This is a genomic window from Noviherbaspirillum agri (genome assembly GCF_054780595.1).
The window spans coordinates 82,574-95,416 of record NZ_BAAGWA010000010.1 but is presented as its reverse complement, the minus strand read 5'-3'; the positions used below and the strand labels follow the sequence as shown (position 1 = coordinate 95,416).

The 12,843-nt window shown below is 62.2% G+C and carries 8 protein-coding genes; 4 read left to right on the top strand and 4 right to left on the bottom strand.

The genetic code is table 11. From position 1 onward, the window contains the following. Positions 1–127: 127 nt before the first annotated feature. Entirely contained in the window at positions 128–616 is a 489-nt protein-coding gene (locus tag ACYVIA_RS16570) for a hypothetical protein (protein ID WP_460842711.1), read from the bottom strand. Between the two features lie 80 nt (positions 617–696). After that, positions 697–1,137 (bottom strand): acyl-CoA thioesterase, encoded by a 441-nt coding sequence (locus ACYVIA_RS16565; RefSeq protein ID WP_460842709.1) that lies wholly within the window; start codon positions 1,135–1,137, stop codon positions 697–699. Between the two features lie 629 nt (positions 1,138–1,766). On the opposite strand from ACYVIA_RS16565, the gene gstA reads away from it, so the two are divergent. Both gstA and ACYVIA_RS16555 read left to right on the top strand, forming a co-directional pair. Continuing rightward, positions 1,767–2,378 (top strand): glutathione transferase GstA, encoded by a 612-nt coding sequence (gene gstA / locus ACYVIA_RS16560; RefSeq protein WP_460842708.1) that lies wholly within the window; start codon positions 1,767–1,769, stop codon positions 2,376–2,378. A 252-nt stretch (positions 2,379–2,630) separates the two neighbouring features. Continuing rightward, the gene (locus ACYVIA_RS16555) at positions 2,631–2,981 is read left to right on the top strand and encodes a DUF7668 domain-containing protein (protein ID WP_460842706.1); all 351 of its coding nucleotides are present in this window, start codon (positions 2,631–2,633) and stop codon (positions 2,979–2,981) included. A 222-nt stretch (positions 2,982–3,203) separates the two neighbouring features. On the opposite strand, the gene ACYVIA_RS16550 is transcribed toward ACYVIA_RS16555, so the two are convergent. Next, positions 3,204–3,737, bottom strand: a complete 534-nt coding sequence (locus tag ACYVIA_RS16550) for a hypothetical protein (protein ID WP_460842704.1) — start codon at positions 3,735–3,737, stop codon at positions 3,204–3,206. A 353-nt stretch (positions 3,738–4,090) separates the two neighbouring features. Then, the gene (locus ACYVIA_RS16545) at positions 4,091–5,641 is read right to left on the bottom strand and encodes an alpha-amylase family glycosyl hydrolase (RefSeq protein WP_460842702.1); all 1,551 of its coding nucleotides are present in this window, start codon (positions 5,639–5,641) and stop codon (positions 4,091–4,093) included. Positions 5,642–6,039: 398 nt separating this feature from the next. Between ACYVIA_RS16545 and ACYVIA_RS16540 the strand changes: the two genes are divergently transcribed. Then, positions 6,040–9,381, top strand: a complete 3,342-nt coding sequence (locus tag ACYVIA_RS16540; protein WP_460842700.1) for an alpha-1,4-glucan--maltose-1-phosphate maltosyltransferase — start codon at positions 6,040–6,042, stop codon at positions 9,379–9,381. Positions 9,382–9,409: 28 nt separating this feature from the next. Continuing rightward, positions 9,410–12,790, top strand: coding sequence for a maltose alpha-D-glucosyltransferase (treS, locus tag ACYVIA_RS16535; RefSeq protein ID WP_460842698.1), 3,381 nt, complete (start codon positions 9,410–9,412; stop codon positions 12,788–12,790). The last annotated feature ends 53 nt before the right edge of the window (positions 12,791–12,843 follow it).

Below are 12,843 nucleotides of genomic sequence, written 5' to 3'. Positions count from 1 at the left end.
CTTCAGCCTGTCGTGACGATAAGCCTCTTCGCGCCGGAGTTTATCGGAATGCAGGACGAGCCACAGGGCCTCCGCCCGGTGACTCTCTCAAGGTATTGACGTTGCCTCCACAGTCGCCGGGCAATGATTACGCGCCCCAGCCCTCGTTGATGCAGCGGATTCCAGTCACCGGGACTTTCTCGAAGCGCTCCGTCTCCAGGTTGACTTTGTAGGCGTTGCGTACACTGGTAAACCAGTCGGTATTCGTGATCTTCACGATCGCCAGGATCGCCTCGTCCTGCACGCCATTCTGTTCGCACAGACCATAAGCAATATCGTGGCCGTGCGGGATGTCCTTGATCGACATCTGGTCGGTCACCGTCCAGCGTGCCTTCTTCGGATCACTGCGGGGCGCCGCCTTGCCGAGGTACAGCAGATGCACACCGCGCTTGCGCAAGATGCCGATGCTGTACTGGCAGACATTCTTTTCTCCGACCGTTTTGGAAATGCATGCGCCTCCGCCATCCCGAAACCCGGTGGGATAGGGTGGCACGACGGAGCCGACAAGGTTTTCTGCCTGGCCCACACCGGTAATAAGCATCAGCACGACGCCGAGCAGGGTGGTCATTTTTCTCATGGTTGTTCTCCCGCTAATTGATCCACAATTTGTTTCGACAACGCCAGTCGTGCTTTCCTGCTGACTGCACCGTCGGCCGGTCAGTTGCCGGTTTCGGCCAGTGCCGACACATAGGCATCGATGAACTCCTGCGGCATCCGGCGCACGCGCCCGCTGCTCAGCTGGATGCAGACCAGCTCCCACCGGCCGCGCAGCACTGTTGCACCATCCGCCGGGCGAATGACCTGGAAGCGGCGTTCCATCGACACATTGCCTTCCTCGCCCACCAACCAGGTGCCGAGCATCAGCTCTTCGCCCTGATACGTCGGGAGCAGGTAGTCATACTCGCTGCGACGGATCGCCATCGCGCGGTCGAGGCGGCGATAGTCGTCCAGGTTCAGGCCGAGATGCTCGGAATGCGACCAGGCGACCTGTTCACACCACTTCACATAAACGGCGTTATTGGTGTGATTGAGACCGTCGATGTCGCCGGCTTGCGGCACGACGGTCAGGGTATGAGGGTTGGGGTAGTCCCAGTTCAAGGGAAGCTCCTGCAGTGGAGGCGGGCGGGGCACGCCGCGCGCCGTTAAGGAGCCGTCATTGTAGCCAATCGGAAAGCCGATCAGGCGAGGGTGTTGCAAGGCGGCATTTGCGGTGCAGGAAGCGCCCCGGCTTGTAATTGTGGCAAGCGCCTGAGAAAGGCTGGCCAAGCAACAGACATCGGTTGCAGGCAGTGGAGCGTCGCAGTCGTGCGCTGGAGCTGCAAGGTGCGCTGCTCAAAAAATCCGCCTGCCCTGGTGATGCGCAGTACGGTAGGGCGGAAAAGCGCAGCGCCTTCCGCCGCATGCGCAGCAGTGCGAAGAGAGAGTGACGGTAAAGAAGTAGACGTCGCCCATGCCGCAGTTTCGGCAGAAATCTGTCGTGAGCGGAGTGTGCCAAGGAGCCGCATGCGGCGGAAGGCGCTGCGCTTTTCCGCCCTACAGCCCTGTGACAGGCTGGCAGAACAGGTAAGACTGCACGGGCAAGACTGGAGGGAGGACATTGCGAGGCACGCATCGCAGTGGCGCTTGCCGCTGCAAGATACCGAAACGTCATTGCCAGTATGATGAGCCTTTTCCGCGGCGTCGTCCGAGTACCACACGTAACGCCGCCCCCCACTGAAAGGAAGGCCATGAAACTGTATTACGCTCCAGGCGCCTGCTCGATGGCGCCGCACATTGTGGCACTGGATGCCGGTCAGAAGCTCGATCTCGTCAAGGTAGATATCCCGAACAAGAAGACCGAGCATGGCGACGATTACTGGAAGATCAATCCCAAGGGCTACGTGCCTGCGCTCGTACTCGATAACGGCGAGGTCCTGACCGAAGTGCCCGCGATCTGCCAGTACATTGCAGACCATCATCCGGAGGCCGGGCTCATTTCTCCCTTCGGCAGCATGCAGCGTTACCAGGAAATGGCAGCTCTCAATTTTGCCGCGACCGAAGTGCACAAGCAGATCGGCGCGCTCTTCAATCCGGCGTTGACGCCGGACATGCGGAACGTGCAGATCGGCGCCATCTCACACCGTCTGAAAACCTTGGACAAGATGCTCGAGGGACGCGACTACATCATGGGCGACCGCTACACGGTGGCCGACGCCTACCTGATCACAGTCCTCAACTGGACCGGGTATCACAAGGTCGATGTCAGTCCATGGCCGAACATCCAGAAGTACATGTCGCGCCTGAATGGCCGCGAGAACGTGCGCAAGGCAATGGTCGAGGAAGGGCTGGTCAAGCAATAGGCTTTCGTACCGGACGCACCCGGCATCTGTTTCAGCAGTCAGCCGGTAGGGCGAAAGAACGCAGCGCCGTCTGCCGCTCATCATGCTCCGGCATGCGCCGCGCACGCGAGAGTGCCGCCGAAACTGCGTCCCGGTCGAGGCCTGCTTCTTTGCCGTCAATCTCCTTGGGGCGCTACACTTTTCCGTCCCCACGGTCCTGCATTGACGGTCCCCGGTGCGCAGAGCGCACCCTACATCTGCTGACGAGGTGACATGACAACGACCGATTCACGCATTCAACGCACCATTAGCCTAATACTGAACTGGCTGGTGGCAGGCGACTATGTGGCCATTGAACGGTTCACGCAAGGTGTGCGGTTGCCGACGTCAGAATTGCAACAGGCAATCGTCGACTACGGGCGGACACTCATCATGCCACCCGCGTCCGCGCTTGATAACCTCGACATCATCGAGATCGAGAATTCGTCTCCCCGCGCCTGGTCCGTGGTAGCCGATCTGTGGACAGAAGAAGAAGGCCGCAGCGATTTGTCGCTGGTATGCACGTTGATTGACCAGCCAGGCGACCTGCTGGCGGTAGAGGTCGACGATTTACGTGTCCTTTAACCCGGTAACCCGATAGGGCGGAAAAGCGAAGCGCCTTCCGCCGCATGCGACCCACTGGCTCATGCGGCTAACGTCGGAGTATTGTCGCAACTGTGTTCCGACCGGGACCCACTTCTTTATCGTCACTCTCATTGAACACCACAGCGCATGCGGCGGAAGGCGCTTCGCTTTTCCGCCCTACGGTCCTGTAAAGCGACGTCGGTTTGGGCGACTTGTTAGCCTTCAACCGTGCTCGACGCGGTAATCGCCGAGTTTCGGATCGTACTGCAGCCGGACCCAACTCGCTTGGTCTTCGGCGACCAGGTGAAAGATGCGTTGAATCTCAGGCACCGCCACACGGAAAATGGCCTTCTTCCTTTCAAAGTCTGAGCACAACAGTACGTGCGACCAATTCCGCGACTCATCTCGCTCCGCGTAGATTGCACCAGCATGGACAAACTGGTTAGAAATGAAGCCGAGCGATACGCTTGTATTTGAGCCTTGGTCAAAATGGTAAAGCTCGTCGACAAACGCAGCATTCAGAACGGTTATCTTCTCTCCATTCCACGGATATCTGGCCACTGGGATGCGGAGCTGCTGCAGCTTTGTGGACAACTTGTTCCGTTCTAGGAGCACTCGAACCATAAAGAATGAAATCATCAACTCTTTTTCGAAGTTGACGGCAGTCCTCTCAGTCCAGCGCTTGGGGGCGCGCACGGGTTGAAGGCGGCGAGCATGCGCCAGCAAGTCTTCTTTCCAGTAGCGTGATTCGATCATTGAAGGCCATCTGATTAATTAAACAGGCACCCGGTGTCCGATATACACCGAGCTCATCCGCTAAGTGCGGCGCTACACCCGCTGTAACCCTGCACGCAACGGTAATCTCCCCTTAACGCGGCGACATATACAGATATGACCAAACCGCGCTTTCCGAAAGCCTTTCGGCGCTAACGGACTGCCCGCAGTGTAAAGGCGGTTTCGACGAAATGTCTATATGGAAACTGGGCGCGCATTGAGCGACGTGCTTCGAGCGGAAGCGATATGCCGCACACGGCGAGAGGGGAAGCCATCACTGCCGGGCCCTTGAGGATACCGGCAGTGTGTGGTTCAGGAGAAACAGTGAAAGGGAGTTAACCCTGCAGGATGCAGAACCCGCTCACACCCAGCGATGCGGTGCCATCTTCGACACGAGCATGCTGCCCAAGCAGCATCTCTGTCATATGAACGTCCCGCACCATTTTCGGAAATACATCCATATTGAACAGGCAGACCAGCATGCTGCCTTCATGCGTGCGGGAGAAGGCAAGCACGCCTTCCGGTGCATCGAGCAGCGTGATCTTCCCTTTGCTGAGTTCCGGCCGTGACTTGCGCAGCGCGATCATGTCGCGGGCAAAGCGCAGCACGGAGTCCTGCCGCGCGTCCTGCTTTTCGACGTTCATGTCGATGTGGACGGGATCGACCGGCAGCCACGGCTCGCCTTGGCTGAAGCCGCCGTGCTTGGCGTAGGTCCAGGGCATCGGCGTGCGGCAGCCGTCGCGGCCTTTGAATTTGGGCCAGAAGGAGATGCCGAAGGGATCGCGGATGCGCTCAAAGGGGACATCGGATTGCGGCAGGCCGAGTTCTTCTCCCTGGTACATGCAGATGTCGCCGCGCATGCAGAGCAGCAGCGCGAGCATTTCCTTTGCGGTGTCGTCACGGTCGCGGCCGTTTTGCCAGCGCGAGGCGACGCGCGGCTTGTCGTGGTTGCTCATCGCGTAGCACGCGGAGCTGAAGGGATGGATATGTTCTTCCAGCGTGGCGATCACGTTGCGCACATAGGCGGCGCTGCTGTCCGGGCGCATCAGCGCAAAGCTGTAGGCGGAATGCAGGCGCCCGGGCTGCGTGTACTGGCCCATCAGCTTGAGCGGATCGACACCGCCGACTTCGGCGAGGCTGAATGCGCCGTAGGCGTCGAGCAGCTTGCGGATGCGTTCGAGGAAGGGAAGCATTTCCGGGCGGCCCTGGTCGTACACATGGACCTGGAAGCCGTAGGGGTGCAGTGCATCCCCCGGATTTGGCCGCGGCGGGTTGTTGCGCAGCATCTCATCCTGAAAGACGTGATTGCAGGCATCGAAACGGAAGCCTGACACGCCCATATCCAGCCAGAAATCCATTTCCGCCAGCACCGCATCCTGCACCGCCGGATTGTGCATGTTCAGGTCCGGCTGGCTGGACAGGAAGGAGTGGTAGTAATACTGCCGGCGTTCCGCATCCCAGCGCCAGGCCGGACCGCCGAAGACGGATACCCAGTTGTTGGGCGGGCTGCCGTCCGGTTTCGGGTCGGCCCACAGGTACCAGTCGGACTTGTTGTTCTCGCGCGCGCGGCTCAGCTTGAACCAGCTGTGCTCTTCCGAGGTATGCGAGATCACCATGTCGACGATGACGCCGATCTCGAGTGATTTCGCACGCTTCATCAGGCTCTTGAAGTCCGCCATCGTGCCGAAGATGGGATCGACGGCGCGGTAGTCGGCGACGTCATAGCCGAAGTCCTTCATCGGCGACTTGAAGAAGGGGCTGATCCAGATCGCGTCGACGCCGAGACTCTTTATATAGGGGAGCTTTTGCTCGATGCCGGCGAGGTCGCCGATGCCATCGTTGTTGGTGTCGAAGAAGCTGCGCGGGTATACCTGATAAATGATCATCTGCTGCTCACAATTGCAATTCGGCCCGGCCGGCATGGGCCGTGCCGGGCTTCAACGTGTTTCTTGTTTCTTTACAGAGAGCTTTCCAGGATGAAAGCACGTGTGACATGACTATCTGTTGATGCGCGGAATTTCGCAATGTCGGACAGGAAAGAAAACGCACTTTTGTGCACCGACAGCAACTGGCGCAGCGTCGCGCCGGTGATTTCATGAATCGATTGGCAATGCGTGCGAAGGGTAATGCAGCAGGCGCTTGCGAAATCTGAATGTCTTTTTGCGAACAAACTGCGACATTCGCTGCTCTATTGGAAAAGACATTCGCCCGCCGGCTTTGATGGCCTTTTATGGCGAGAGCGATTTTTCAGAAACAGCGTGCAGAACCGAGCCGGATACCAACAATGCCCAAAGCGACGCCTTTCCTGCCCCGGATTTATTACCTGGACCCGCAACTGGCCGATCCCGCAACAGAACTGGAAAGGCATCTCGAACGATGCGCGGCCATGGGCTTCGACCATGTGCTTGTCTCCCAGCAAACATCCGACGACATGGAAGTCAGCGCCGCAGAAGCATGCGCGAAGCAGGGGCTGCAGCTCCTGCTCGATGCGGACCTGCGCTGCACAGGCGCGGATCCCTCGCTGGTGGAGCGACACCCGGACTGGTTTCGGCCGACAAATGCCGACGACGACCTGCCCGACCCGCGCCGGCCGGTACGGCGCATGGCAGCGCGAGCGCTGCGCTTCGAGAGCCCGGAGGTCGTGTCGCGCATCGTGGAGCACTGGGCGCAGCTGCTGCAGGGGATGGCATCGGGCGGCGTCGCCGGATTCCGCTGCATCGGTCTCGCCGACACGCCACCATCGGTATGGGCGCAGCTCATTGACCGGGTGAGGGCGTCACATCCCGAAGTGCGCTTCCTAGCATGGACGCCGGGGTGCACGCCGGCACAGGTCGATGCCTTCGCCGGCTGCGGTTTCGATGCGACCTTCTCGTCCGGCGCCTGGTGGGATTACCGGTCGCACTGGCTGGCGGACGAACAGGTGCGCCTTGCGCGCATCGCGCCGCCGATCGCCTTTCCCGACAGCCCCGATGATGCGGTGATCGGTCGTTCCACCGGCAACGAGGAGGTGGCCATCCGGCGGCAGGTGTTCCTGCGCGCGCTCGGGCTGGCCGCAGCGGCGGGCAACGGCATCCTTGTGCCGATGGGATTTGAGTATGGGGCGTCCGGTCTGACCGCTGCAGCCAGCCGCGGCCGCTTCGACTGGAAGGAAGTGACCGGTGGCGCGCCGTTCGTCCTCGAGGAGGAAATCCGGCAGGCGAATGCCTTCATCGCGCGGCGCGGGGCAGCGTTCTACGGCAGCCCCGTCAGGATACTGAGCGGCGCGCATGCGGGCACCGCGGTGCTGTTGCGTGCTGCGGTGAACGGCGCGGCCGGAGCAGGTACAGGTGCATCGGCTGCAGCAGCGCAGGAAGCGTTGCTCATCGTCGCCAACGCCGACACGATGCGGCCCTGTACCGTGCATGAAAGCCAACTGCTGGAGCGCGCAGGCGGTTTCGTCCGGTCCGCACTTGCATGGCCGCACGAAGGCGATTCTGATGCGCTTGCCGACACAGCCGCCGAGACCGTGGCGCTGGCACCGGCGGCATTGCAGGTGTACCGCGCGCGGCGCCTGCCTCCGGTGCTGATCCCGCCGCCACGCGGCAAGACGGCAGTGACCGCCGGGGCAAAATCACCCCGGATTGCGATCGAGGCGGTGATGCCGACGGTCGACGGCGGCAAGTTTCCGGTCAAGCGTACGGTCGGGGAATCGGTGTCGATTGAAGCGGACGTCTTCGTGGACGGCCATGACAAGCTTGCCGTCGTGGCATTGTGGCGCGCGGCCGATGAAGCGGAGTGGCATGAGATCCGCATGCATCCTCTGGGCAACGACCGCTGGGCGGCCTCGCTGCCATTGACGCGCATCGGCCGCTACCTGTTTGCAGTGGAGGCGTGGCGCGACGTGTTCTCCACCTATCGCGACGAACTGGAAAAGAAGACGACCGCGGGCCTCAACGTCGCGGTGGAACTGGAAGAGGGGCGCCTGCTGGTGGAGGCGGCGGCGCAGCATGCGCACGAAAGCGAGCTGGGCGAGATCGCGTCTTCATTAAAGGAAATGGCAAAGTCGCTCAAGGGCTTGCCGAAGGCGCAAGCCAAGGACAAGGAAAAGATAGCGGCACGCGACGCCGAGCGCGTCGCCATCCTGCTGTCGGAGCCGCTGATGGAAGCGATGCGCATCGCGGACGCGCGGCCATTCGCGGTGCGCAGCGAGCCGGCGATGCGCATCGATGTGGAGCGGCTCGCCGCGCGGTATTCGAGCTGGTATGAATTGTTCCCGCGCTCGCAGAGCGGCGACCCGCACCGGCACGGCACCTTTGCCGATGTCGAGAAGCGCCTGCCCGCCATCCAGGCGATGGGCTTCGATACGCTGTACTTCACGCCCATCCATCCGATCGGCAGGAAGCACCGCAAGGGGCGCAACAACAGCCTGACGGCAGGGCCGGACGATCCGGGAAGCCCGTATGCAATCGGCGCAGAAGAGGGCGGGCATGACGCCGTGCATCCTGAGCTTGGCACGCTGGACGATTTCCGCCACTTGCGCGATGAAGCGGCACGGCACGGGCTGGAGCTGGCGCTCGACTTTGCGATCCAGTGCTCGCCCGACCATCCGTGGCTGAAGGAGCATCCGGACTGGTTTTCGTGGCGGCCCGACGGCACCATCCGCTATGCGGAAAACCCGCCAAAGAAATACCAGGACATTGTCAACGTCGACTTCTATGCGCCGGGCGCTGTGCCGGATTTGTGGATCGCGCTGCGCGACGTGGTGCTGTTCTGGGTGAAGGAGGGCGTGCGTGTGTTCCGCGTCGACAATCCGCACACCAAGACGCTGCCGTTCTGGGAATGGATGATCGCCGACATCCGCGGGCGCTATCCCGACACCATCTTCCTGTCGGAAGCGTTCACGCGCCCGAAGATGATGTACCGGCTGGCGAAGATCGGTTACTCGCAGTCGTACACCTACTTCACCTGGCGACACACGAAGCAGGAGTTCATCGACTACATGACGGAGCTGACGACGACGCAGGTGCGCGAGTATTTCCGCCCGCACTTCTTTGTCAACACGCCGGACATCAACCCGTACTTCCTGCAGCGCAGCGGCCGGCCCGGCTTCCTGATCCGCGCGGCGCTGGCGACCACGCTGTCCGGACTGTGGGGCATGTACAGCGGCTTCGAGCTGTGCGAGGGCACGCCGGTGCCGGGCAAGGAGGAATATCTCGATTCGGAGAAGTACGAGATCCGCGCCTGGGACTGGAACCGGCCGGGCAACATCATTGCCGAGATCACGCAGCTCAACCGCATCCGTGCGGAGAACCCAGCGCTGCAGACGCACCTGAACATCCGCTTCCTGCATGCGTCGAACGACAACATCCTGTTCTTCCTCAAGGCGACGCCGCCGGCGGGCGATTGCGGTCAATCAGTCCATTTTGGCGACAACGTGGTGCTGGTGGCGATCAACCTCGATCCGTTTGCCGCGCATGAGGCAGTGCTGGAGCTCCCGTTGTGGGAGTTCGGTCTGCCGGATGATGGAACGCTGGAAGTGGACGACCTGGTCAATGGTGCGCACCTGACCTGGCATGGGAAGCGTCAGCATCTGCGACTGGATCCGTTTGTCCAGCCCTATGCTATCTGGCGCGTACGAATGAAGTGAGTTTTTTATGGATCGCCGCACGACAACCATGGACCGCAGAACTTCCGCCCGCCGTACCTCCACGTCTTCCGCCTCGATGAAAAGCCGTCCGTTCAGTGACGACCCGCTGTGGTACAAGGATGCGGTCATTTACCAGGTGCACGTCAAGTCGTTTTTCGATTCGAACAACGACGGCATCGGCGACTTTGGCGGCCTGATCGAAAAGCTCGACTACATCGCCGACCTCGGCGTCAACACGATCTGGCTGCTGCCGTTCTATCCGTCGCCGCGCAAGGACGACGGCTACGACATCGCGGAGTACCGCGGCGTGCATCCCGATTACGGCACTCTGGCCGATGTCCGGCGCTTCATTTCCGAAGCGCACCGGCGCGGGCTGCGCGTGATTACCGAGCTGGTCGTCAACCACACGTCTGACCAGCATCCGTGGTTCCAGCGTGCGCGAAAGGCCAAGCCGGGTTCTGCCGCGCGCGACTTCTATGTCTGGTCGGACAACGACCAGGCCTACAGCGGCACGCGCATCATCTTCTGCGACACAGAAAAATCCAACTGGACCTGGGACCCGGTGGCGAATGCGTTCTACTGGCATCGCTTCTATTCGCACCAGCCGGACCTTAACTTCGACAACCCACAGGTGGTGAAGGCGGTGCTCGGCATCATGGCCTACTGGCTGGACATGGGTGTGGACGGACTGCGGCTGGACGCGGTGCCCTACCTGATCGAACGCGAGGGGACCAGCAACGAAAACCTGCCGGAAACCCATGCGATCCTCAAGCGCATTCGCGCCGAGCTCGATGCCGCCTACCCGGGGCGCATGCTGCTGGCCGAGGCCAACATGTGGCCGGAGGATGTGCGGCCGTATTTCGGCGACAGCGACGAGTGCCACATGGCGTTCCACTTCCCGCTGATGCCGCGGATGTACATGGCGCTGGCGCAGGAAGACCGCTTTCCGATCGCGGACATCCTGCGCCAGACGCCGGAGATCCCTGCCAACTGCCAGTGGGCGATCTTCCTGCGCAACCATGACGAGCTGACGCTGGAGATGGTCACCGACCGCGAGCGGGATTATCTGTGGGATTTCTATGCGTCGGAGCGGCGCGCGCGCATTAACCTTGGCATCCGCCGCCGGCTGGCGCCGCTGCTGGAACGCGACCGGCGCCGCGCCGAACTGCTCAACAGCTTCCTGCTGTCGATGCCCGGCACGCCGGTGCTGTATTACGGCGACGAGATCGGCATGGGCGACAACATCCACCTCGGTGACCGCGACGGCGTGCGCACGCCGATGCAATGGACACCAGACCGCAACGGCGGCTTTTCGCGCGCGGACCCCGCCCGGCTGGTGCTGCCGCCGATCATGGACCCGCTGTACGGCTTCGAGGCGGTCAATGTCGAGGCGCAGACGGCCGATCCGTATTCGCAGCTCAACTGGACGCGCCGCATGCTGGCCGTGCGCAAGCAGCACTGCGCCTTCGGGCGCGGCACGCTGCAGGTGCTGTATCCGGCCAACCGCCGCATCCTTGCCTACCTGCGCGAATACCACAGCAAGGAAGACGGCGAGATCCTGGAAACGATCCTGTGCGTGGCCAATGTGTCGCGCTCCGCGCAAGCCGTTGAGCTGGACCTGTCTGCCTATGCGGGGCGCGTGCCGCTGGAAATGCTGGGCGGGTCCGCCTTCCCGCCGATCGGCAAGCTGCCGTACCTGATGACCTTGCCGCCCTATGGCTTCTACTGGTTCCTGCTGGCGACCGAGGCAAGGATGCCGGCCTGGCATACCCCGGCGCCGGAACCGCTGCCCGAGCTGCAGACACTGGTGCTGCGCCAAGGCATCGCGGAGGTGCTGGAGTCGCCACGCCGCGAGCTGCTGGAAAAGGACGTCCTGCCGAACTACCTGCCGAAACGCCGCTGGTATGCGGGAAAGCAGGAAAAGCTGCTTGCAGCGCGCATCACACTTGCGACGATGCTGCCGGCGTCGGCAGTGCGCCCGCAGCTGATGCCAACCATGCTGGCCGAAGTGGAGACAACGACCGCGTCCGGCACCGACTGCTATCTCGTCCCGATCGGTTATATCCGCGAGGAAGACATCGTGACCGCACTGCCGCATCAGCTCGCGTTGGCGCGCGTGCGGCGCGGCCGGAATGTCGGCCTGCTTACCGACGCCTACGTGCTGGATTCGTTTGCCTATGTGATCGTCGAACTGCTGCGCGCACGCGCATCCATTCCATCTGCCGACGGCGAGATTCGTTTCCTGCCCACCGATGCGCTGGAGGCCGTGGACATTGACACCGAGCCGGCGGTGCGACGGCTGTCGGCGGAACAGTCAAACAGTTCGCTGGTGCTGGCCGACACCATGGTGCTGAAAGTGATCCGCCGCCTGCTGCCCGGCATGCATCCCGAAGCGGAAATGGGGCGCTACCTGACCGCACTCGGTTATGCCAACTCACCTCAGATGCTGGGCGAAGTGACCCGCATCGGCGCCGACGGCACGCGCCACACGATGATGATGCTGCAGCAGTTCATCCACAACCAGGGCGATGCCTGGCAATGGATGCTCGATACGCTGGCGCGCTGGATACAGCAGGCGGCGATGCCGGAGACCGCTGCCGCTTCAGAGACCTCGACCGACATTTCCGATCCGCAGGACGACCTCGTGCAGCTGTCGGCACGGCTCGGCCATCGCCTGGGCGAGATGCATGCCGCGCTGGCGACGCCCACCGACAATCCCGACTTTGCGCCGGAAGCGGCGACAGAGGAAGACACGCAGGATTGGGCGGAGATGGCACGCCGGCAGCTCGAGGCGGCCTTCGACGTCATCAGTGCCAGGACCGAATGGAGCAGCGACGCCGAGGCGCGCCGCGTGTCGTGGCTGATCGGCATGCGCGAGCAGCTGCTGCAGAAGCTGGATGAGCTCGCTGCCGCCGGCGTCGGTGCGCTGCGCATCCGCATCCACGGCGACTTCCATCTCGGCCAGGTACTTGTCGCGCATGGCGATGTCTATATCGTCGATTTCGAGGGCGAACCGGCCAAGTCGCTTGACCAGCGGCGCGGCAAGGCCAGCCCGATGCGCGACGTGGCGGGGCTGATGCGCTCCTTCGACTATGCGGCCGCGTTCGGCGGTGGCGCGGGGCCAGCCGACCTTGACGAGGCCGCGGAGCTGCGCAAGCAGGGCATCATCCGCAGCTTTGCGCCGATCTGCCAGGCAGCCTTCCTCGACGCGTATCGCGCCGCAGCCTATACGGGGCCGCTGAAGCTGGCGCCGGAGCAGGAGCTCTGCCTGCTGCAGCTGTTCGTGCTGGAAAAGGCGGGCTACGAGATCTGCTACGAGGCGGCCAACCGTCCGGCGTGGATCGCGGTGCCGATGAACGGGCTGGCCAAGATCGCCGACGAGCTGTTGAACGTCGCGGGCGGAGAGTAGCACCGGACAAGCTGCGTGATGCAGCCCATGCCGGATAACGCAAGAGGACAGTA

Coding starts and splice junctions, on each gene's coding strand:
- ACYVIA_RS16545 (WP_460842702.1), bottom strand. CDS start 5,641: ATGATCATTTATCAGGTATACCCGCGCAGCTTCTTCGACACCAACAAC.
- ACYVIA_RS16555 (WP_460842706.1), top strand. CDS start 2,631: ATGACAACGACCGATTCACGCATTCAACGCACCATTAGCCTAATACTG.
- gstA (WP_460842708.1), top strand. CDS start 1,767: ATGAAACTGTATTACGCTCCAGGCGCCTGCTCGATGGCGCCGCACATT.
- treS (WP_460842698.1), top strand. CDS start 9,410: ATGGACCGCAGAACTTCCGCCCGCCGTACCTCCACGTCTTCCGCCTCG.
- ACYVIA_RS16570 (WP_460842711.1), bottom strand. CDS start 616: ATGAGAAAAATGACCACCCTGCTCGGCGTCGTGCTGATGCTTATTACC.
- ACYVIA_RS16550 (WP_460842704.1), bottom strand. CDS start 3,737: ATGATCGAATCACGCTACTGGAAAGAAGACTTGCTGGCGCATGCTCGC.
- ACYVIA_RS16540 (WP_460842700.1), top strand. CDS start 6,040: ATGCCCAAAGCGACGCCTTTCCTGCCCCGGATTTATTACCTGGACCCG.